The sequence below is a fragment of the Mediterranea sp. ET5 genome (genome assembly GCF_023337025.1).
Lineage (GTDB): Bacteria > Bacteroidota > Bacteroidia > Bacteroidales > Bacteroidaceae > Phocaeicola_A.
Window position 1 is genome coordinate 74,149 of the sequence record NZ_JAMBLN010000003.1, and the last position, 22,010, is coordinate 96,158.

The window sequence follows — 22,010 nt, forward strand, 5'->3', positions numbered from 1 at the left end:
AAGAACACCGCAATAAGGCCTGCAATTTTGGCAGTTTTTAGCAGTCGGGTGTCATTTTAACCCGATTACAACGTGTCTTCCTCCACCGCATCCAGCTTCAGCTTGTCGCTGTCGTCGCGCTTGTCATAGTACTGCTTGCGCAACGGGTTGGCATGAATCTCGCGGTCAATCTGACGGTTGCGGAAGACGTCAATCGCCACGTAAACGGCTTGGCGGAAGGAAGCTTCCGAAGCGATGCCTTTGCCGGCAATGTCGTATGCCGTACCGTGGTCGGGCGAAGTGCGTATGATGGGAAGTCCGGCTGTGAAGTTGACTCCTTCCTCCATCGCCAGTGCCTTGAAAGGAGCCAGCCCCTGGTCGTGGTACATGGCCAAGACACCGTCAAATGCCGTCAGCTGGTCGGAGCCCATGAAACCGTCGGCAGCGTAAGGGCCGAAGCAACGGATTCCTTTTGCCGATGCCGCCTCCATGGCGGGGATGATGATTTCCTTCTCTTCCGTCCCCAGCAGTCCATTGTCTCCGGCATGGGGGTTCAGGGCGAGTACGGCTATGCGCGGACAGTCGATGTTGAAGTCCACTTTCAACGAACGGTTGAAGATGGAGAGCTTCTCCTCAATCAGCTCCTGCGTCAGGGTGGAGGCGATGTCCTTCACGGGGATGTGTCCGGTGACGAGCGCCACGCGGAAGTCGTCCTTCATGAGAATCATCAGTGCCTTGTTCCCCTTGCCCGCACGTTCCTCGATGTACTCCGTATGTCCGGGGAAATGAAAGGTCTCCGACTGGATGGTCGCCTTGTTGATGGGAGCCGTGACCAGTACGTCGATCAATCCGGCACGGTACTCTGTCAGGGCACGTTCCAGTGCATCCAGGGCGGCACGTCCGGACTCCTCCGCCGGCTTGGCAAACTCCACCTTCACTTCGTCGTTGGCGCAGTTGACCACGCTGAGCTTCCCGTGGGAGGCTTCCGAGGCCGAGTTGACGATGCTGAAGTTCGCCTGCAGCTCCATGGCTTTGCGGTGATAGGCCGCCACCTTGGGCGAGCCATATATAATAGGTGTACAAAGCTCCAGCATGGCAGGGTCTGAGAAGGTCTTGAAAATCACTTCGTAGCCCACACCGTTAATGTCACCTTGCGTTATTCCTACTCTTATCTTGTTTCTTTCCATATTGATTGAATTTGTGAGGTTTCTGTTTCTTGAGATTCCGGGACTTGGACGATTCCAAGCCTTACTCCTTGTTTTGCATCCGTTTGGTCGAGAGCATGCCACAGGCGGCAAAGATGTCTTCTCCGCGTGAAGCACGGATGGTGGTAAACACGCCGTGGTTCGTCAGGTAATCGCGGAAAGCCGTCATGTGCTCCATGCTGCTGCCTTCCAGGTCGACCCCGGGAATGGCATGGAAGCGGATGAGGTTGATGCGGCAGTCCACTCCGCGGAGCAGACGCACCAGCTCCTTGGCATAAATCTGCGAATCGTTGACGCCCTTGAACATGATGTACTCGAACGACAGCCGGCGTTGCTTGCTGAAATCATAGTCCTGCAACAGGTCCACCACCTCCGTGATGGAGAAGGACTTCTCGGCAGGCATCAGCATGCTGCGCTGTTCGGGGAACGGGGAATGGAGGCTGATGGCAAGGTGGCAGTCGCTCTCCTCGATGAAGCGGCGCAACCCCTTCCGCAAGCCGACCGTAGAGACGGTGATGCGCTTCGGACTCCACTTGTAACCATAGTCTGCCGTGAGGATGGTGAGGGCTCCCAGCACATTGTCCAGGTTGTCCAGCGGTTCGCCCATGCCCATGAAGACCACATTGGTCAACGTGTCCCGTTCGGGGATGGAATAAATCTGGTTCAGTATCTGGTTGACGGTCAGGTTGGCAGAGAAGCCCTGCTTGCCCGTCATGCAGAAGAGGCAGTTCATCTTGCAGCCCACCTGCGAGGACACACAGAGGGTGGCACGGTCTTCGTCGGGGATATAGACCGACTCGATGAAACGTCCTTCAGGAGTCTTGAACAGGTACTTCACCGTCCCGTCGACCGAGCGCACCGCCTCAACCGGAGCGGAAGCGCCCACTTCATAGCGTTCTTTCAACAGTTCGCGGTGGCGGAGCGAGAGATTCGTCATCTCGTCGATGCTCGTCACCTTCTTATCGTAAAGCCAGGATGCCAACTGCTTGGCTGCGAACTTGGGCATGCCCAATTCTGCCGCCACACCTTGCAACTCAAACAAGGTCATTCCCAGCAGAGGTTGTTTCTGATTCTCCATTTCTTTGAATTTGTCTTCATTTTATCGAGACAAAGGTAAAAGAAAAAACGACGATATTCCTTATATTTGCGCCACTTTATCACGTAGACGGCTGAACTTTCACCGGTCTGACAGACCTTTCAGCCCCAAATCGTACAGGCTCTGACCTCCTCTGAGCGACAACGTGGGCTCGCGGCGGTCGAAGCACTTGGACATACTCAAAAACACGAAGCTTATGACAACCACACTCTGCTGTTTTCTGCCTTATGCCGACCCGGAACCGATGCAGGCATTGCTCCGCGACTTGCAGACTGACAGACAGCCTTCTTCCATCTTCCTGCTGACCGGCACTTCGGGATTACCGGAAGCTCCTGCCGGATGTACGCTCCTGCCGGGGGCGTCTTTTGTTTCCACCGACGGACTGAAACAGCTGGCTCAGGCGTCCGGAGATGCCGAATACCTGCTCTTCTGCACTCGTCCGGTGACGGTGCAACTGGGCTTTCATGCCCTGGAACGTCTGCTGCAAGTGGCACGACAGACGGGAGCCGGACTGGTCTACACCGACCGTTACGAGGTGAAGGTTGACGGCACACGGACGCCCCACCCCACCATCGACTACCAACGGGGCAGCCTGCGCGACGACTTTGACTTCGGCGCCCTGTGGCTGGTCGACGGCAACGACTTCCGGCGTTGTTTCGAGGGAGAAGTGCCGGACTGCACGTATGCCGGACTGTACCACTTCCGGCTGTGGCTAGCGGCACAAGGGACGGAGCGCATCGTTCACCTGAATGAATTTCTGTATGCGGAAGTGGAGACGGACAACCGCCGTTCGGGCGAGAAACAGTTCGACTACGTGGACCCCAGGAACCGCGCCGTACAGCTGGAGATGGAACGCATCTGCACCGACCACCTGAAGCAACTCGGTGCCTGGCTGGAGCCAGACGACTGGGAGGAAATCGACCTGCATGCGGCATCCTTCCCCGTCGAGGCATCGGTCATCATCCCTGTCCGGAACCGAGTCCGTACCATCGAGGATGCCATCCGTTCGGTGTTGCGGCAACAGACCTCGTTCGCCTTCAACCTCATCATCATCGACAACCACTCCACCGACGGCACCACGGAGGTCATCCGGCGGTATGCCGACGACCCGCGCGTCGTGCATCTCATCCCGCAGCGGGACGACCTGGGTATCGGTGGTTGCTGGAACACCGGCATCCTCCATCCGGCATGCGGGAAATTTGCCGTCCAGCTCGACAGCGACGACCTGTACAGCGACGAGCACACGCTCCAGACCTTGGTCGATGCCTTCTACACCCAACGGTGCGGCATGGTCATCGGCACCTACCGCATGACGGACTTTGCCCTGAACACCCTTCCGCCGGGCATCATCGACCACCGCGAGTGGACGCCCGACAATGGCAGGAACAACGCCTTGCGCATCAACGGGCTGGGAGCGCCGCGTGCCTTCCATACGCCTCTGCTGCGGCAGCATCTCCTGCCCAACACCAGTTACGGCGAGGACTATGCGGCAGGACTGACGCTCTCCCGCCGTTACCGCATCGGCAGGGTGTACGACGTGGTCTACCTCTGCCGTCGCTGGGAAGGGAACTCCGACGCCGCCCTCAGCATCGAGCGCATCAATGCCAACAACCTCTATAAGGACCGTCTGCGTACCCTCGAGGTGGAGGCACGCATCCGCCACAACCGCGACCGGCGTGCCTGCTGCCCCGACGAAGCCGAAGCCGACAGCTACTTCCGCCGTCAGCTGGAAGTCTGGCACGACACACGCCGACGCTACGACGAACTGGCGCACGTGGAGCAGCGCACCCTGGAGAACGGACTGGTGTTGCAGCATAACCCGGCACGCATCGTGTCCACTGGGGCAAAGATGGACCGGGAGACACTGGCACAGCGCCCGTGTTTCCTCTGCCTGCCGCAACGTCCGCAGGAACAGCTGCACCGCCCGTGCTTCGACCACTATGAACTGCTCGTCAACCCCTATCCCATCCTGCCCCGGCACTTCACCCTGCCCTGCCTCGTGCACACCCCGCAACGCATCCGCGGACACTTCATCGACCTGCTCCGCATGGCACGCAGCCTGACGGGGCATCTCGTGTTCTACAACGGACCGCGCTGCGGCGCCTCTGCTCCCGACCATCTGCACTTCCAGGCAGGCAGCCGGGGAGTCGTCCCCCTGGAACGGGACCTGCACCGCTGGCTCAGTGCCGAGCCTTTCCTTCAGTCGGCTGACGGAAGTCTCTCCGCCTACACGCTGGAGGGCTATGCCTGTCCCGGCTGGGTGCTCTTCTGCCGGGGGAACGATGCAGAAGCCGAAAGGGTGTTCCACACCTGCCTGGCTGCCTGTCCGGGCTTGTCCGTCGTACCCGAACCGGGCATCAACCTGCTGGCATGGCAGGAGACGGACGCCACCGTCGTCGTGGTCCTGCCCCGGAGCAAGCATCGCCCTGCCTCCTATCCTTCACCGCTCGTCAGTCCGGGCGCACTCGACATGGGCGGACTCATCATCACTCCCCGACGGGAGGACTTCGAACGGCTGACGGCAGCCACCGCCGCTGCCCTGATTGCCGAAGTGGGCATCCCGGAAGCCGACTGCCGGCGCATGGTCGAAACCCTCAAAAGCTGCCTGTCATGAGCGAACCCTTCGTACAGGTCGGCATCCTGCAAGCCGACCGCCTTTCCTTCGAGCTGCACGGAGGCTACACCGTCAACGGCACTCCCGTCATGCCGGGCATCCGGCAAGCCACCGTCCGGGAAGGACAGGTCTGCATCGACGGCGTGCAGCAGGCGGCATTCCTCTTCCGCCCCTGTGACACCGACGCCTCGTTCTCGCTCCGGGATGTCACCATCGGCGTGGGCTTTCACTGGGAGCGTCGGGAGACACAGACGTTCCGCGGAGAGCTGCATCTCCTTGTCGCTGACGGACGCCTCCTCGCCATCAACCGCCTGCCGGTGGAGGACTACCTGGTGAGCGTCATCTCCTCGGAAATGAAAGCGACCTCCTCGCCAGAGTTCCTCAAGGCGCATGCCGTCATCTCCCGCAGCTGGCTGCTGGTCCAGATGGAGAAGCGTCACCTCCACAACGCCCCGTCGGCCGTACGGACGGACGACAGCCTCATCCGCTGGTATGACCGCGAGGACCACACACGCTTCGATGTCTGTGCTGACGACCATTGCCAACGTTACCAGGGCGTGACCCGTGCGGACAACCCCAACGTGCTCCGTGCCGTGCGCGAGACTGCCGGACAGGTGCTGGTGGCGGACGGACGCATCTGTGACGCCCGCTTCTCGAAATGCTGCGGCGGTATCACCGAACGCTTCTCCACCTGCTGGGACGACACCGACTACGCCTACCTGCAACCCGCCCGCGACCAAGCCGGGACGACGGCACCCTTGCCCGACCTCACCCGGGAGGAAGAGGCGGAACGGTGGATACGCTCCGCCCCCGACGCCTTCTGCCACACCTCGGACGCCCGCATCCTCCGTCAGGTGCTCAACACCTACGACCGCGAGACCACCGACTTCTACCGCTGGAGGGTGACCTACACCCAGGCGGAACTGGCGACGCTCCTCCGCGAACGGACGGGCATCGACTTTGGCGACATCCTGCGGCTGGTCCCGCTGCAACGGGGTCCGTCGGGACGCATCTGCCGCCTGCGCATCGAGGGCACCCGGCGGACGTTCACGCTGGGCAAGGAACTGGAAATCCGCCGGGCGCTCTCCCGGTCCCACCTGTTCAGCTCCGCCTTTGTGGTCGACTGTGACCGGTCGCTTCCGCCTGCCCGCTTCACCCTCCTCGGAGCCGGATGGGGACACGGCGTGGGTCTGTGCCAGATAGGTGCAGCCGTCATGGGCGAACGAGGCTACACGTACGACGCCATCCTCCATCACTACTATCCGCACACCACGATTGAAACACGCTACTGACATGAAAACAACGAAATACGCTCCGTGGGGCTGGGTTCCCACACTCTACTTCGCCGAAGCCTTGCCTTACGTTGCCGTGATGACCATCTCCACGGTGATGTACAAGCAGCTCGGCATCTCCAACACCGACATTGCCCTCTACACCAGCTGGCTCTACCTGCCCTGGGTCATCAAGCCATTCTGGAGTCCCTTCATCGACCTGATGAAGACCAAACGCTGGTGGATTACCACCATGCAGCTGCTCATCGGCGCCTCGCTCGCCGGGGTTGCCCTGACATTGCCGCTCGACGGGTTCTTCCGTGCCTCGCTCGCCCTGTTCTGGCTGATGGCTTTCAGTTCCGCGACCCATGACATCGCAGCCGACGGCTTCTACATGCTCGCCCTCACGCCCCACGAACAGTCGCTCTACGTGGGCATCCGCAGCACGTTCTACCGCATCGCGACCATTGCCGGACAGGGGCTGCTCATCATGCTGGCGGGGTGGCTGGAGAGCACCACCGGACGCATCTCCTACGCCTGGACCCTCACCTTCTTCCTGATGGGGGGACTGTTCATCGCCCTCTACCTCTACCACCTGTACATCCTGCCCCGTCCGACAGCCGACCGCATCCCGTCCGGCATGCAGGGACGGAATATCTGGCTGGGCTTCGGGCAGACCATCGTCAGCTTCTTCACCAAGCCGCGTGCCTGGGCAGCCGTCCTCTTCATGCTCCTCTACCGCTTGCCGGAAGCCCAGCTCGCCAAGCTCTCGAACCTCTTCCTCATCGACGCCGTGTCGGAAGGAGGGTTGGGACTGACGACGCAGGAAGTGGGCTTCGTGCAGGGCACCGTCGGCGTCATCGGGCTGCTCCTGGGCGGCATCATCGGCGGAATAGCGGCTTCCCGTCACGGGCTGAAGCACTGGCTGTGGCCGATGGTGTGGGCCATCTCCCTCCCCGACCTGGTCTACGTCTACCTCAGCTATGCCCAACCGGACAGCCTGTGGGTCATCTCCTCGTGCATCTTCGTGGAGCAGCTGGGCTACGGATTCGGCTTCACCGCCTACATGCTCTACCTTATATATTATTCGCAGGGTGAACAGCGGACGGCGCACTATGCCATCTGCACCGCCTTCATGGCACTAGGCATGATGCTGCCCGGCATGGTAGCCGGCAAGCTGCAGGAGCTCATGGGCTACGAACACTTCTTCATCTGGGTCATGGTCTGCTGCGCGGCAACCTTCGCCGTGACCGCCCTGCTGAAGATAGACCCGGCGTTCGGAAAGAAAGACCGCACCTAGAGCCTCACCAAGTCAGGGACAGACGTGACTAACCCCGTACCCGTATGGACCAAAGTATAATACTTAGGGGGTCTAAGTATAATACTTAGGGTGCCTAAGTATAATACTTTGGTCCGTCTATCCCCGGTATAGTCGAAGTACAAGCCTGCTCGGCAGAAGGTACAAGCCCAGGCTTCATCCCAACCGGACCTGTCCCCCACGAAGGGAATCTTCCGTCTTTTCACACTTTTTAGGCATCCGGGAATAGTAGTATTCCGGCAAAAGGCAGTCTTCGGGGAAAACAACACAATAATTATGATTCATATCGAAGCAAACCGCCGGCACCTGCTGGCGACCATCCGGACTGCCGCCCTGAGACATGCCGAGCGTCCTGCCCTGGTGATTGAAGAGAAGGTATACACGTATGCGCAACTGTTCCGGCAGGTTGCCGTCATCTGCCGTCGGCTGGAAGGATACGCCGGGGATGTCGTCGGCGTGACGGGCGAGAACACCATGGAGACGTATGCCTCCCTGCTCGCCGCCTGGTTCACGGGGAAAGCGTACGTCATCCTCCACCCCGACTACCCTGCCGAGCGCAACCGGCAGATTGTGGGACAAGCCGGCATCGGGCTGGTGCTGTATGCCCGGCAGGACATCCTCCCGGACGACCTCCCCATCCCCCGTTGCTGCACAGCCGAAGGGGCGACCGCTGACGAAGGGTGTCCCGACCTTCCGCCCGACACGTTCCTCGCGGACACGACGGCGTACATCATCTTCACGTCAGGCAGCACCGGGACGCCGAAGGGGGTCCCCATCAGCCATGCCAACCTCGACGCCTTCTATGCCGCCTACCGTTCGCTGGGCTGGAAGCTCAATGAGAACGACCGCCTGTTGCAGATGTTCGAGCTGACGTTCGACGTCTCGGTGGTGTCGTTCTTCTACCCGCTCACGTTGGGCGCCTGCGTCTACACCGTGCCGCAGGAAGGGATGAAGTACCTCCAGGTGCTCGACCTCATGGAACGGCACCGCCTGACCTTCGCTGCCGTGGCTCCCTCCGTCCTGCGGCTGGCACGTCCCTACTTCCACGAACTCAGCTTCCCGGACCTGCGCTACCTCGTGGTCACCGCCGAAGCCTCGGACGCCGACCTGCTCGAGGCGTTCCGTCCGTGTATCCCCCATGCAGAGATTATCAACCTCTACGGACCGACCGAAGCCACCATCTACTGTACCCGTTACACCGTGCCTGCACACGGCTGCAAGCAGCACAACGGCATGGTCGCCATCGGGAAAACCTTTGCCGGGATGAAGGCAGTCATCGTCGGTGAGGACGGACAGCCCCTCCCCACAGACACCACCGGCGAGCTGTGGCTCAGCGGACCGCAACTCATGACAGGCTACTGGCAGCAACCGGAGCTGACGACACAATGCTTCGTCCGTCGGGACGGCAGGCTCTACTACCGGACGGGAGACCTGTGCCGGCGCGATGCGGACGGAGACCTCATCTACTGCGGACGCAAGGACAACCAGGTGAAGATTCAGGGCTTCCGCATCGAGCTGGGCGAAATCGAGCACTGCGCCAAGGAGTTCTATGCCCACCGGTGCAATGCGGTCGTACTCGCCCTGCAGGGAGAAGGCGGCTGCGAACTGCACCTCGTGGTGGAACATGCCCCCGAGGACACCGCCTCGCTGATGCAGCACCTGCAAAGCCGTCTGCCTGCCTACATGCTGCCCAAGCGCATCCATTTCCTGCCGGTCTTCCCGCTGAACAAGAGCAACAAGACCGACCGTCCGCGCATCAGGCAACTGATCGGGTAGACCACCCGTCCCGCCGCATTTCACTGATTCACTTGTACACACTCAAAACACAACCGAATGAAAACAACTGCTGAAATCCTGGAAGCCCTCAACGGGATCTTCCGACACGTATTGAAGAACGAAAGTCTGAACCTGACCGAAACGACCACCGCCCACGACGTCGACGGGTGGGACTCCCTGACCAACATGCTGCTCATCAGCGAAGTGGAGAAGGCCTTCGGCGTCCGCTTCAACTTCCGCGAAATCGTCAAGATGAAGAACGTGGGCGACCTCTGCGCCGCCATTGCCAACAAGATGAAGCCGTAGCCCATGTCATTCATATCCACTGAATTTGCCTGCCTCTTCGTGCTGTGCTTCGCCGCCTGCTACCTCGTGGGGCAACGTCTCCGGAAAGCTGTCCTGCTCGCATCGAGCTGCATCTTCATCGGCTACTTCCACGTGGGGTTTCTCCTGGTGGCGGTGGCTGTCGCCCTGTTCGCCTACGGGGCAGGCATCCTCATCGAGAAGACGGCAGACCGCCCGGGACGCCAGCAGGCGGCTTTCTGGGGCGCCTGCCTCTGCCTGGTGCTCTGCTGGACGGGCTTCCGCTATGCCGGGAAGCTGACGGGGACCTCCATCCTCTTCCCCCTGGGCATCTCCTTCTACACCTTTCAGGCACTCGCCTACCTGACGGAGGTCTACTGGGGTGAGGAGAAGGCGGAACGGAACGTGACGGACTTCCTGCTCTACATGCTCCTCTTCCTGAAGTTCCTCTCCGGCCCCATCGAGCGTCCGGGCAACCTGCTCGCCCAGGTGAAGGAACTGCGCCCCGCCACCTATCCCATGATGACCTACGGCGCCAAGCTCATCCTCGTGGGACTCATCAAGAAGCTGATGATTGCCGACCACCTGGGCCCCTACATCGACCATGTGTTCGCGTCGGTCCACGAGGCATCGGGCGTGCAGCTGCTCATGGCGGCACTGCTCTATCCTGTGGAACTGTATGCTGACTTCTCGGGCTACACGGACATGGCAGTCGGCGGCGCCCTGCTCTTCGGACTTCGGCTGTCGCCCAACTTTGACCGCCCCTTCACGTCGCAGACCACGGCAGAGTTCTGGCGGTGCTGGCACATCTCGCTCTCGTCGTGGGTACGCGACTACCTCTACCTCCCGCTGGCGTCCGTCGTCCGCGGATGGGGACAGTGGGGCATCGCCGGCAGCCTGCTGGTCACCTTCGTCGCCCTCGGCGTGTGGCACGGGGCAGGATGGACGTTTGTGGTCTACGGACTCATCCAGGGCATCGTCATCGTGTGGGAACAGCGGACGGCAAAAGCCCGCAACACCCTGCGCAACCGTCTCGGCAACCGTCTCTTCACCCTCCTCTCCCAGGTGCGCACCTACCTGGTCTTCGCCCTGTCGCTCATCTTCTTCAAGGCACAGACGCTGGAGGAAGCCTTCTACTACATCGGCCACCTGTCCTTCCGCGTGCACAGCAGCTGGAAGGAAGTCTCCATCGGCATCCCCGACCGCAGCTGCATCGTCGCCGGAGCCACCCTGCTGCTCCTGCTGGTCTATGAGCACTTCATGGCACGGGGCGACGTACTGCAACGGCTGGAACGTCAGCCTGCCGCCCTGCGCTGGGTGCTCTATTACCTGTTTGTCTTCGTCCTCTTCGCCTACGGCAAGTTCGGGACGGAAAACTTCATTTACCTGCAATTCTGATGAAACAACCGAATACCCCTCCCCTCCAGTCAGGCTCCGCCGCACGGAAGCTTGTCCTGAAAGCACTCCTCCTGCTCCTCCCCTTCGCCGGCATCGTCGTGCTCTATTTCCACGACGACCCCTTCATGACGCTCCGCCGTTACCCCGTCTACGACTCCGCCGTGATGCTCAACGAAGAGATGGTGGGATGGAACATCTACCGGAACAACCGCGACAGCATCCCCTTCAACTCCTTCATCCTGGGCAACTCGTGCACCATGGCATTCCCCTGCCGGATGTGGGAACAGCACCTGGACCCGGGCGACCGTGCCATCCGCCTCTTCGGCAACGGCGAGAGCATGCGTGCCATCTACCTGAAGCTGCAGGCCCTCGAACGTGACAGTGCCGAGCTGAAGAACGTACTGCTGGTGCTCGACGGCACCTCGTTGTCGCGCAGCCAGGTCCAATCGGGCTACAGCTTCCTCCTCCCTCCCGAGGTGTCGGGACAGAGCCTTGTCGGCGTACAGCTGAAGCTGCTCCAGACCTTTGCCCTTCCGAACTTCCTCTTCGCTTACCTCCGCTACAGGATGACGGGCACCATCTCCTCCTCGATGAAATACATGAATCCCTACGGACGGATACGCAATCCGCAGAACAACGACGCGCTCAATCCCCGGGAACGCCTCATCGACGAGCAGCAGGAAGCCTACTGGCGCAACCGTCCCAAGGAGTTCCCTCCCCGCCCGGCACAGGAAGTGGTGGCGGCACCGGTCATCGGCGACGAACAGGCACAGCTCCTGCGACAGATAGCTGCCCTCCTGCACCGCCACCGTACGAAGGTGCGTCTGATTATCAGTCCCGACTACGACCAGCTCAAGCTGAATCCTGCCGACAAGGCTGCCCTTGACCACCTCTTCGGCAGGGGTGTCGTCTTCGACTTCAGCGGCATCAACGCCTACACCGCCGACTACCACAACTACTACGAACGCGGACATTACCGTCCCATCCTCGGCGAAAGGCTGCTGCAAACTGTCTATGAGGAGAACGAAGGAAGAAAGTCAAGATGAACGCACTTTGAGAAGCCTTCAAACGGTATTTGAATTCCAATCGAACCTTATCCTTGGGTATCCAATAACCGACTTGACTGATAGCAAATCGCCTGAGAAGCCCCTTCCGCCACCAGCTTGTATGTTGGTGAGAGGAAGGTCCTTCTCAGGCGATTCGTTTAACATGTTGACCTTTGACAAGCGGCTCATCCGCCCGTCGTCTTCAGAAGGGCTTATTCGTCCATCGGACGGTAATCCTTGGCAAGACCGCCCTCTCCCGTCTCCTTGTAGAGCGAAGGGAGGTCATGCCCTGTCTGTTTCATCACCTCGACCACCTTGTCGAACGACACCCGGTGCGAACCGTCGGTGAACGTGGAGTAGATGTTGGCATCCAGGGCACGGGCGGCAGCGTAGGCATTCCGCTCGATGCAGGGTATCTGCACCAGACCGCAGACAGGGTCGCACGTCATGCCCAGGTGATGTTCCAGCCCCATCTCCGCCGCATACTCGATTTGTGCCGGACTGCCGCCGAACAGTTGGGTAGCTGCCGCCGAAGCCATGGCACACGCCACACCGACTTCTCCCTGACAGCCTACCTCTGCTCCTGAGATGGACGCCTTCGTACGGGCGATGTTCCCGATGAGTCCTGCCGTGGCAAGTGCCCGCAGGATACGCATCTCACTGAACGAACGGTTCTGTTGCAGGTGATACAGCACGGCGGGAATCACCCCGCAAGACCCGCAGGTGGGTGCGGTGACGATGCGTCCACCGGAAGCATTCTCTTCACTGACGGCAAGGGCGTAGGCGAATACCAGTCCGCGCGAACGGAGCGAATCCTTGTAGCCCAATGCCTTGATGTAGTAAGAAGCCGCCTTGCGCCGCAGGTTGAGCGGACCGGGCAGGACGCCTTCCTGATCGAGGCCGCGCACGACGGCAGCCTCCATCGTTTTCCATACTTCCGACAGATAGTCCCACAGCGAGGAGTCCTCACACATCTGGACGTACTCCCAGTAGCTCCGGCCGGTACGTTCACACCAGTGCATGATGTCCACCAGGCTGTCCATGGCATAGATGTCCTCACCTTCTGCCAACGTCTTGCCTTCCTCGGCCAGTGCCCCTCCGCCGATGCTGTAGACGGTCCAGTGTTCGGTGATGTTCCCGTTGGCGTCCATCGCCTTGAACAGCATGCCGTTGGGATGGAAAGGCAGGAATATCTTCGGTTCCCAGAGGATGCGGACAGGCGCATGGTCAGCGAAAGCATTCATGATTGCCACGTCGGTCATGTGTCCCTTGCCGGTGGCAGCCAGACTGCCGTACAGGGTCACTTCGAACGAGGTGGCTTCCGGATGACGGGCAAGGAAAGCTTCGGCAGCCTTACGGGGTCCCATGGTGTGGCTGCTCGAAGGTCCTTGACCGATGCGATAGATTTCTCGGATGGATTTCATTCAAACAATTTAGAGGGATATTCACCGGCATCAACCAGCGACTGAATCTTGTCTACCACACCCTGACGGTCGGCTGCATAGGTCACGCCGAACCATTTGCTCGTGGTGTCGAGCACTTTCACCGTAGCCGTTCCTTCATTGATGAGTTTGTTGACCATCAAGGGGATGAAGTACTCGGCCTTCAGGTTGTCGAGGTTGTTCTTGAGGAAGTCGATGAAGTAGTCTTCGGAATACTTGAAATAGTCGGGAGTGAAGCCCCACATGTTCATGGAGACGGGGGTATTGTCGTCCACGGCAACCCATGCGCCCTGTTCGTCCTTGTAGCATACCTTTCCGTCCACACGCATGATTTCGGTACGTTCCACGACGGTGGTCAGACAACCTTCGTCGTTGGTGGAACAGATGCCGCGTGCCACGGTTCCACTCTCCGAGAGGGTGTTGCCGACACGGAAGCCCACCATGCAATAGCGGTTCTTCGCGCCTTCGGGCAGTTCGCTCAGCCAGCGTCCCAGAACGGCAAAGCTGTCTCGTCCGTAGAAGTCATCGGCATTGATCACCGCAAACGGCTCATTGATGACCTCTTTTCCCATCAGTACGGCATGGTTCGTTCCCCACGGCTTGACACGTCCTTCGGGACAGGTGAAGCCGGCGGGCAGCTTGTCAACAGACTGGAACACGAGCTCCACAGGGATGTGGTTCTCATATTTGCTCAATATCTTTTCACGGAAGTCTTTCTCAAAATCCTTACGAATGACAAACACAATCTTACCAAAGCCACCCCGGATGGCATCGAAGATAGAATAGTCCATAATGGTTTCCCCGTTGGGACCCAGCCCGTCAAGTTGCTTCAAACCACCGTAACGGCTGCCCATACCGGCAGCCAGCACAAACAATGTAGGTTTCATTTCTATACTGCGATTTTAAATTTGACAATGGTCAAGGGGGCGATGTGCCTTCTCCTTAACGCGTTGCAAAGCTAGGGAAAATCGAAGAATGCGTTGTACTGTTCTTTCGTCTTTTTTCAATCCGAATCGGTCATTTGTCCCCTTACCGTCCCATCGGGCGGAGAAAGCAGACGGACAGGGTGCAGGCTGCCGGGCACCGCATCCGACGACAGGGACGATTGTCAATCTGCATTGAAATCATACAGGTCGGGGTCTTCCTGCATCAGGTCATATTCCGTCGGGTCTGCATCGGCAGGGTTGATATCCCCGTCGCCGTCCATCGTCATGTTCCGGCGGTTCCACAAGTCACGCTCTTGGCGGTTCGACGGACGCTGTCGGGAGTATTCCGTTCCACCGGACACATTCTGCAGGGTGTCTGAAGACGGACCGGAGACGGAGCTTCCCGAGAAGACGGGCAAAGAGATGCGGGAGCCGTCCTCCCACCTGTCGGCTGGTTCGGTATGCTCCCGTCGGCATAGCTTGAAGGCGAAGACAATCACCACGCCTATGGCGATGAGCACTATTTTGTCTGAGGGTCTGTTCCGTTTCATACGCAGAAAGGATAAGGCTGTAGTGTATAAAGGGAGAAAAGGAATTAGAAGGGATAGCCGATAGCAAAGTGCCAGCCCAGACCATCCCAGAACTTGGGGATGTTGTAATACCCCTTGCGCGAGGTCTCGTAGGGGGCATGCAGGCCGATGCCGACATCCAGGCGGAGCACCAGGAATTCCAGGTCATAGCGGAAGCCGACACCCGTACCCAGGGCTATCTGCTTGCCAAAGTCCTTCAGCGAGAACTTGGCGCCGGGACGTTGTGCGTCCTCGCGCAACAGCCAGATGTTGCCGGCATCGAGAAAGGTCGCCCCGTAGAGGTCGCCGAAAATGGGGAAGCGGAGTTCGACATTCGCCTCCAGCTTGATGTCTCCCGTCTGGTCGATGTAGGAGTACATGCCCGTCTGCGGCTGGTAACGTCCGGGACCGATGGAGCGGACGGTAAAGGCACGGATGCTGTTCGCGCCGCCGATGTAGAACTGTTCGCTGTAGGGAGCGACGGAAGAGTTGCCGTATGCATAGATGACTCCTCCGAACACACGGGTAGCCAGTGAGAGCTTGTCACCCAGCGAGAAGGTCCGCCGCAGCTCCGAAGTCACCTTCAGGAACTGGGCAAAGGGGTTACCCAGCAACATCTTGTCCTTTTCATTGAACCGGTTTCCGAAGAGCGCGTAAATGCCCGACGTGACATTGCCCGACGAGGTGACCGAGGTCTCCCACCAGGTGTGGTGACGCTTGCGTTTGAACGGGGTGTCGTCATAGGTATAGGTGTAGCTCATGGCGGGGATGAACTGGTTCTGCATACTGATGTAGAGTGCCTGGTTGGCATTGCGGATGGAGTCAAACTTCTCCGTAGTCCCTTGCAGCACATTGAAGGTCAGTCGCAGGGGAGTGAACGTGTGGCGCGACACGGGAGAGGTCTGCACGGTGTAGGTTGCCGTTCCTCCGAAGGAAAGCATCCGGTAATAGCCGGCACGGTTGAGCTTCTGCATGTAAATCTTGAACTGCGACGTCCGCTTGAACGGCGACCAGCGCGGACGGTAGAAGGGGATGACCAGCCGCGGATAGTCGACAGCCATCGAGATGCCGTAGCTGTAGGAGTTGATGACCGCACTGTTGCCCTCGACCGAGGAACCGGTCTGCCACTCATACGACCCGTCAAGCTGTACCGAGAAGGTCTCTCCCCCGCGGAAGGCATTGCGTTTCGACACGGCAAACGAGGCGCCGGGTCCCATCTGGTCGTTGCTCTTTGACTTGAAGTCGAACTCCAGCTCGCCGTCAAGCAGCTTGTCGAAGCGGGTATTGATGTCCACATCGAGCACGTTGTTGCGTCCGGTGGTGTCCCGGGGTATATACTGGAACTCCACGGAGCTGAACAGCCCCATGCTGTTGATGTTCTCCTGGGTGTACTGCTGTTTCAGGGCAGAGTAAAGTTCGCCCCGACGGAAACGGAAGTTGTTGAACAGCACTCCGGGACGGAGCGGTATCTTGTCCCCGTTGTAGTTAATGGAGATGCCCGGACGGGTAATGGAATGCTCGAAGTCACGGAAGCGGTTGTTGTCGTACATGTTCAGCCGCAGGTCTCCCACGGTGTACTGACGGTTGACCTGCGCCTGAAGGCCTGCCACGGGCTGCATCCGGAGGCTGGCATGTCCCCGGTGCTGCACGGTGTCCGCCAGGTAAGTGATGTAGTTGGAACGGTAGTAGTAGTACCCGTTGTTGCGCAGGAGCGTGGCGATGCGGTTGCGTTCCGCCTCCAGCTGGGTCACGTTGAAGTTGTCTCCGGGGAGCAACAGACCTTCTTTCCGGTTTGCCTGAATCAGGCTGTCCGCCGGAGCGGGAAAGCCTTCATACACGAGGGTATCGATGTAGTAGGGCTGCTGCATGTCGACCACATAGCGCACTCTTGCCTTGCGGGGGTTCTTCTCGTCGGGCAGCACTTCATAGTCCACCTTGCCCCGGAAATAGCCGTAGTTGTGCAGGACGTTCGTCGCCACCTTGGCACGCAGTTCCGGATTGACCGTGGAGATGAACACCGGCGTGGCGGCAAACTTGTCGAACATCCAGCGTCCGAACTTCGACTGGCTGTTGACATACTTGTTGTATATCCACAGCGTATAGGGGAGCGGTCCCCGGATGGAAGAGCTTCCCATCAGGGCATGGTTGGGCGCACACGCCAAGGCTGCCTCCACTTCCTCCAGTGCGGTGCTCCCGGCATCGCTCTTGTCCTTGTTCACGACTTCGGTGTCCTTGATACCGATGTAGAGCACCTCGTCGGCAGGGAGATTCCTGGTGGTGGAGCAGGCAGCCAACAGCAGCGCCAGCACACCTATATAGAAAAGGTAATCGTGTCGTCTCATCATTTTTCAGTTCTTGGTTGTTCGTTGCGGTCGGGTTGCTTCCGTTTGCGGAAGATGAAAAGCTCGCTCAGCTTGCTCACCTTCTTGCGCAGCACGATACCGGCACCCGTCTCGGTAATCTCGCCGTCGAGCATGCTGTCGAAGTTGGTGTTGTGGAACACACGGATGTAGCGCGTTCCGCTGTTGTCCAGCCGGTATTCCACCGAGATGTCGTCGATGAAGGATTCCGACGTGCCTCCCTTGTTGGGGTCGTCGTTACCGGTAGAGATGCGTCCGCCGATGACAATGCTGATGCGGTTGTTCCAGAAACGTTTGGCAAAGCGGAAGGAGTAGTCCGTATGTTGCGACCCGTCTGCCGACGTGGCATCTTCCATGCCGACCGTGATGTCCACCGTCTTCAGGGCATTGCCGGCAATGTTGGTGATTTCGCTCTGGAGGAACGAGTTCAGCGCACTGTTCGCACTGAAGCCGTTGGACTTGCTGCCTCCCCCTTCACCCAGGTACATGCCCGTAGCCAGCATGGCGACTGCCAGCTTGCCCCGGTCTTCCTTCGACATGGATACCAGCTGGTTCTGGATACCCGCATCCTCGGGTGCTTCCAGGGTGAACTCCAGCCCCATGTTCTCCAGCGAATTGGTGATGGCGACACCCACATCGAAGTTCACCGAACGGGGCACATCGTTCTCCGTCACCGTGGTACGGACACGCTCCGTAGCGGCAATGTTCATCACAGGGTTCATCGGGTTACCGTTGAACTCCACATAGCTTCCGTTCTTCAGCGAAAAGGTCTTCAGCGGGATGACCGGCAAGGCATACTTCATCTGTCCGCCGACCACCGTATAGCGTCCGGACAGGAGGAACTCCCCTTGCGGTGTGTACTGCATCGAGAGCGTACCGCCTCCGTTCAGTGCGATGTAGCTCTCGCCGTCCTCACTCAGGTTGGCACGCACCTGTGCCCCCTCATCTATCTGAAGGGTCATCAGCATGTCCACTCCTCCAGCCGTATAGACCGGCTGCACGGGAGTCAGCACGGCCGTCGTGTCGCGGAAGTCCACAAAGGTCACCAACCCGCTCAGCCGGTCCTCTACCGTCAGCGGGGAGTCCTTCAGGATGTAGGTGACGTCGGTGTTGCCCTGCACGTTGATGTTTCCCCGCATCTTCAGGTTGTTCATATCGCCTTTCAGCGTCGAGAAGATGTCGACATAGACCTTGCCGAACACCACCGAGTTCTTCTGCCGCGGCGCATTGATCAGCTCATAGTTCCGCGCCACCATGCGGAGGTCCAGCAGGGTATTGGTCAGGTTGGAGAAATCTACGGTTCCCGTCAGTGCAAACGGGTTGCTGCCCCGGGTGTACACACTGAAGTTGTCAAACTTGAGCTTGCTGCCTTCGATGGTCACGGGACGGTTGTCCAGCCGGAAACGTGCCCCGTAGGCATCTGCCACCAGCATGACGGAGTCGAGTGCCAGCTGTCCGTCGATGACCGGAGCCGCCGTACGTCCTTTCACGGCAACCTCCCCGTCGAGGTCTCCTGAAAGCGTCACCATGCGGTCCGGGATGAAGCCGTTGGCAAGCTTCAGGGGGAAGTGTTTCAATCCCAAAGTCATATCCAACAGTCCGTCGCCGGTATTGTGGTAGTCGCCCGAGAGCGCCACGACTTCTTCTTCATCCAGGGAGAGGCGGGCGTCGACAAAGTGGGTGTTGTCCTCCTTGGGCAGGTAAATGCCCGAACAGGCGATGTCGCCCACCGGCGTATGCTCGTACACCAGCGAGTCCACGGCAGTCTCGAAAGCCACCGACAGGCTGTTCCTGTCGGCCTGGATGTAGTGGAGTTCCGCATCCAGGATGCCTTCGATGTCGGGCAGGTAAGGGAGCACCTGCATCAGCTTGCCGATGTCGACCCGATGGAGCGATACGGTCAGGTCGCGCCAAGCGTCCGTGTCGGGAGCGGAATAGAGCTGGAAGGCACGTCCGCCGTCCTGGGTATCCAGCCGGAGGTCAGCCTCCACATGGCCGTTCTTATGCAGGTAGATGTAGTTGTCGCGGTTCAGCCGGTAGGGACTGAAGGCAATGATGGGTTGCTCGGGGTAGAACTTGAAGCGCAGTCCGTCGTCTGCCATCGTGGCATTCAGTCCCAGGTGGACTCCCTGCTCGCCCTTGCTGTCGTAGTAGTTCAGCTCCAGCCCCGCCCCCTTCGGATGGATGAACGCATTCAGACGGGAATCGAAGACGAACTGGCGGTTGGTGGGGGCATTGCGTACCTCGGCAAAGAGCTTCACGCCCAACGAATCCTGCATCATGTTGAGACGGATGGTGTCCAGTTGCAGGCTGTCGGTGCGCAAGCAGTAGATGTGGGAAGTCCCGTTGATGCCCCTCAACGGCGAAGTGTCAAAGTCGGCAAACAGCTCGTCGTACTTGAAGCCGTTCATCGCCAGGTAATTGTATATGGGATTATCGGTACCTACCTTCAAGCGCAGGCACAGGTCCGGCAGGAGTGCCTTCAGCTTGTTCTGGTCGAGCCACTTGTCCTCGGCCTGTGCAGCCAACTCCGTCCCAAAGGTTGAGAGTGCCCGGATGATGGACTGGATGTCGCGCCGTCCGTCCAGGTGCAGGTTCAAGTCGCCGGCATCGGCATTGATGCAGGTGGAGTCCGGACGCAGGTCTACGTTGAAATAGAGGTTCTTCGCCTTATAGTTGTTCTTTTCCGAACGGAAGCTCAGGTTCTCCAGTGCTCCCTTGCACCAGTGTGTCTTGCGGAAGTCCGTACGGAAATCGAGTGTGAACAGTGCCCCGACATGGAAGGGGAATGAAGCGACCTGCAACTCCGGCAGGTTGACGTCCGCCAGGTCCACCAACAACCGTCCGCCCACTCCCCGGCGACGCAACTGCGCATCCAGGGTGGTCGTCATTGCCAGCAACGGGTTCCGGCTGTCAAACTCCAGACGGGCATCGCCTTTTGCCAGGGAAGCACGGAGCTTCAGGTCCGTCAGGTCATAGGCTGCATATTGCAGACGTTCCACCGACAAGTCTGCCTGTGCGTGCGTGGCAGGATGGTAGGGGTCAAACCCGCGTCCGTGAGCCGCCAGCGTAGCCGACACATAATATAAGGAATCGTGAGGCAGGAAGTCCCGTCCGTAGAGGCTGTCCACCGCCAATGTCACGTCATACGTCTCGGTATCCGTCCGGCAGTCGGCTTGCAGCTCCACCCGACCGGTGCCCTCGGTGACCACCAGGTCCGCCGTGTATTGTTCACCGGCAACCCCGGCATTGCCCTTGAAGGTGATGCCCCGCGGGATGACCAGGGTACTGTCCGCCAGACCTGCCAGGGCTGCCACACAGTCCAGGTCATGCGTCACGGCATCCAGCACCACTTCGCCCCGACGCTTCCTGTTGTCGAGCACATCGTAGACCTCTCCCTTGGCACTCAGCTCATAGACACCCTTCAGCTCGGACTGCAGACCGGTGAGTTTCAGTTGCTGCATGTTGCCGTCCACCCCGGCACGCAGGGTGAGCGGCGCATTCGGGTAGGCACGCACAAAGGCTTCCGGCATGCCACCTGCCAGCAGCATCAGGTCCTGCTTACCCAGTTCGGCAAGCAGACGGACGCTCATGTCGGCAGTGCCGCCTCCCTCCAGTGCCTTCCAGTCGATGCGGGCACGTGTTTCCACATACGAGTCGGAGGTCTCCAGGCGAAGCTCCGGCAGACGGATTGCTTCGTCGTCGGCATCCAGCCGTCCGGTAAACGAACGGACCTGCAAACCGGAACGCTCGTTCAACGCAAAGTTCCGGATAACAGCCGCCATCCGCCGTCCCTGATAAGACGCCGAATCAATCTCGGCATTCCACTGTGTGAAAGACAGGTGGGCAGGGTCAAGTCCCGGGAGGGCTTCCAACGTGTCATTGTCCATCGAGAAGGCGCCGTCCTTCACAACCAGCCGACGCAGGCTGTAAGCAGCGTGTCGCAAGTCGATTTCCCCTCCCTGCAGGTCGAGGTTGCCCAGTCCGACAGCCATCCGTGTGGTATCGGTCAGGTGCAACGCGACATCGACGTCTTCGCATTGGAGGCTTTTCACCAGGATTTTCCAGTACGTGGGGGAAGAGGTTTCAGTGGTATCTGTAGTAGTGGTGTCACGCAGACTGACGGTCAGGTGTGTCCGGCGCAGCAGGGCCTTGTTGACAATGGCAATCTCGGGGTCGAGTGCCACTCCGTGCGACGAGAGGTAGAATTCGCCCAACGTCCCCTGGAGGGCAACGGACGGAATCAGGTCCTCGGTGTTCATCCGTACGTCTTTCAGACTGACGCCGTCGACCTCAATCTGCTTACGGAGCAACGGGAGCAACTGGACATCGACCTGCAACTGTCCGGCAGACAGCAGGGTGTCCTGACGATGCGACAGGATGTCCACCCCGTTGACACGCAGGCTGAGCGGAAAACCCAGACGCACATTGTCCACACGAATCTGCATGCCGGTCTTTTCGGAAGCGATGCCCGTCACCTTGTCCACCACGAAGTTCTGGATGGCAGGAACATAGAGCAGGACAGCCAATATGATAAACAAGCCGACGGGAATGGCTATCACAAGTCCCGCCACCTTCAGGAATTTCTTCATAACTTGCGCACAAGGGATATCGAGAGGCAAATATAGTACAAAATCTTGGGCGAAGCTCCTAAAAAGTCCGAAAAGAAAGGCTCACTCCTTGCCGTATGTGCGTGGAATCGGCTAT

14 protein-coding genes are annotated in these 22,010 nt (G+C 59.4%); 7 read left to right on the forward strand and 7 right to left on the reverse strand.

The features are described from left to right. Window positions 1-65: 65 nt before the first annotated feature. Both pdxA and rlmN read right to left on the reverse strand, forming a co-directional pair. Window positions 66-1,166 (reverse strand): 4-hydroxythreonine-4-phosphate dehydrogenase PdxA, encoded by a 1,101-nt coding sequence (gene pdxA / locus M3087_RS03195; RefSeq protein ID WP_106484615.1) that lies wholly within the window; start codon window positions 1,164-1,166, stop codon window positions 66-68. A gap of 61 nt (window positions 1,167-1,227) precedes the next feature. Continuing rightward, a complete protein-coding gene (rlmN, locus tag M3087_RS03200) occupies window positions 1,228-2,262 on the reverse strand; it encodes a 23S rRNA (adenine(2503)-C(2))-methyltransferase RlmN (RefSeq protein WP_106484614.1) in 1,035 nt (344 codons plus the stop codon). 214 nt (window positions 2,263-2,476) lie between these two features. On the opposite strand from rlmN, the gene M3087_RS03205 reads away from it, so the two are divergent. The 7 genes from M3087_RS03205 (at window position 2,477) to M3087_RS03235 (ending at window position 12,006) form a co-directional block, all read left to right on the forward strand. Then, window positions 2,477-4,894 carry a DUF4922 domain-containing protein gene (locus M3087_RS03205; protein ID WP_249093719.1) on the forward strand — a complete coding sequence of 806 codons (2,418 nt, stop codon included), beginning with the start codon at window positions 2,477-2,479 and terminating at the stop codon, window positions 4,892-4,894. Next, the gene (locus tag M3087_RS03210; protein WP_249093721.1) at window positions 4,891-6,186 is read left to right on the forward strand and encodes a SpoIID/LytB domain-containing protein; all 1,296 of its coding nucleotides are present in this window, start codon (window positions 4,891-4,893) and stop codon (window positions 6,184-6,186) included. Before M3087_RS03205 ends, M3087_RS03210 begins: the two co-directional genes overlap by 4 nt. Before the next feature lies 1 nt (window position 6,187). Beyond that, window positions 6,188-7,465, forward strand: a complete 1,278-nt coding sequence (locus M3087_RS03215) for an MFS transporter (protein ID WP_249093724.1) — start codon at window positions 6,188-6,190, stop codon at window positions 7,463-7,465. 294 nt (window positions 7,466-7,759) lie between these two features. Further along, window positions 7,760-9,259 carry an amino acid adenylation domain-containing protein gene (locus M3087_RS03220; protein ID WP_249093725.1) on the forward strand — a complete coding sequence of 500 codons (1,500 nt, stop codon included), beginning with the start codon at window positions 7,760-7,762 and terminating at the stop codon, window positions 9,257-9,259. 57 nt (window positions 9,260-9,316) lie between these two features. Continuing rightward, window positions 9,317-9,565 (forward strand): acyl carrier protein, encoded by a 249-nt coding sequence (locus M3087_RS03225; protein ID WP_022385194.1) that lies wholly within the window; start codon window positions 9,317-9,319, stop codon window positions 9,563-9,565. A 3-nt stretch (window positions 9,566-9,568) separates the two neighbouring features. After that, window positions 9,569-10,960: an MBOAT family O-acyltransferase gene (locus tag M3087_RS03230; RefSeq protein ID WP_249093727.1), complete on the forward strand. Its 1,392-nt coding sequence runs from the start codon at window positions 9,569-9,571 to the stop codon at window positions 10,958-10,960. Then, window positions 10,960-12,006, forward strand: a complete 1,047-nt coding sequence (locus tag M3087_RS03235) for a histidine kinase (RefSeq protein WP_249093729.1) — start codon at window positions 10,960-10,962, stop codon at window positions 12,004-12,006. The genes M3087_RS03230 and M3087_RS03235 overlap by 1 nt, the downstream gene beginning before the upstream one ends. A 212-nt stretch (window positions 12,007-12,218) precedes the next feature. On the opposite strand, the gene M3087_RS03240 is transcribed toward M3087_RS03235, so the two are convergent. From M3087_RS03240 to M3087_RS03260, 5 genes are all read right to left on the reverse strand, one after another. Continuing rightward, the gene (locus M3087_RS03240) at window positions 12,219-13,430 is read right to left on the reverse strand and encodes an L-serine ammonia-lyase (RefSeq protein WP_022385191.1); all 1,212 of its coding nucleotides are present in this window, start codon (window positions 13,428-13,430) and stop codon (window positions 12,219-12,221) included. Continuing rightward, entirely contained in the window at window positions 13,427-14,335 is a 909-nt protein-coding gene (locus M3087_RS03245; RefSeq protein ID WP_022385190.1) for a hypothetical protein, read from the reverse strand. Before M3087_RS03245 ends, M3087_RS03240 begins: the two co-directional genes overlap by 4 nt. Window positions 14,336-14,556: 221 nt before the next feature. Beyond that, window positions 14,557-14,925, reverse strand: a complete 369-nt coding sequence (locus M3087_RS03250) for a hypothetical protein (RefSeq protein WP_249093731.1) — start codon at window positions 14,923-14,925, stop codon at window positions 14,557-14,559. Window positions 14,926-14,969: 44 nt separating this feature from the next. Then, window positions 14,970-17,288, reverse strand: coding sequence for a BamA/TamA family outer membrane protein (locus M3087_RS03255; protein ID WP_410796813.1), 2,319 nt, complete (start codon window positions 17,286-17,288; stop codon window positions 14,970-14,972). After that, window positions 17,285-21,895: a translocation/assembly module TamB domain-containing protein gene (locus M3087_RS03260; RefSeq protein WP_249093735.1), complete on the reverse strand. Its 4,611-nt coding sequence runs from the start codon at window positions 21,893-21,895 to the stop codon at window positions 17,285-17,287. The genes M3087_RS03255 and M3087_RS03260 overlap by 4 nt, the downstream gene beginning before the upstream one ends. Window positions 21,896-22,010: the final 115 nt, after the last annotated feature.

What these genes read in the sequence shown, in the direction of transcription:
- M3087_RS03225 (WP_022385194.1), top strand. Translation starts at nt 9,317, where the DNA reads ATGAAAACAACTGCTGAAATCCTGGAAGCCCTCAACGGGATCTTCCGA.
- M3087_RS03250 (WP_249093731.1), bottom strand. Translation starts at nt 14,925, where the DNA reads ATGAAACGGAACAGACCCTCAGACAAAATAGTGCTCATCGCCATAGGC.
- M3087_RS03210 (WP_249093721.1), top strand. Translation starts at nt 4,891, where the DNA reads ATGAGCGAACCCTTCGTACAGGTCGGCATCCTGCAAGCCGACCGCCTT.
- M3087_RS03215 (WP_249093724.1), top strand. Translation starts at nt 6,188, where the DNA reads ATGAAAACAACGAAATACGCTCCGTGGGGCTGGGTTCCCACACTCTAC.
- M3087_RS03260 (WP_249093735.1), bottom strand. Translation starts at nt 21,895, where the DNA reads ATGAAGAAATTCCTGAAGGTGGCGGGACTTGTGATAGCCATTCCCGTC.
- pdxA (WP_106484615.1), bottom strand. Translation starts at nt 1,166, where the DNA reads ATGGAAAGAAACAAGATAAGAGTAGGAATAACGCAAGGTGACATTAAC.
- M3087_RS03235 (WP_249093729.1), top strand. Translation starts at nt 10,960, where the DNA reads ATGAAACAACCGAATACCCCTCCCCTCCAGTCAGGCTCCGCCGCACGG.
- M3087_RS03255 (WP_410796813.1), bottom strand. Translation starts at nt 17,288, where the DNA reads ATGATGAGACGACACGATTACCTTTTCTATATAGGTGTGCTGGCGCTG.
- M3087_RS03205 (WP_249093719.1), top strand. Translation starts at nt 2,477, where the DNA reads ATGACAACCACACTCTGCTGTTTTCTGCCTTATGCCGACCCGGAACCG.
- M3087_RS03230 (WP_249093727.1), top strand. Translation starts at nt 9,569, where the DNA reads ATGTCATTCATATCCACTGAATTTGCCTGCCTCTTCGTGCTGTGCTTC.
- M3087_RS03245 (WP_022385190.1), bottom strand. Translation starts at nt 14,335, where the DNA reads ATGAAACCTACATTGTTTGTGCTGGCTGCCGGTATGGGCAGCCGTTAC.
- M3087_RS03240 (WP_022385191.1), bottom strand. Translation starts at nt 13,430, where the DNA reads ATGAAATCCATCCGAGAAATCTATCGCATCGGTCAAGGACCTTCGAGC.
- M3087_RS03220 (WP_249093725.1), top strand. Translation starts at nt 7,760, where the DNA reads ATGATTCATATCGAAGCAAACCGCCGGCACCTGCTGGCGACCATCCGG.
- rlmN (WP_106484614.1), bottom strand. Translation starts at nt 2,262, where the DNA reads ATGGAGAATCAGAAACAACCTCTGCTGGGAATGACCTTGTTTGAGTTG.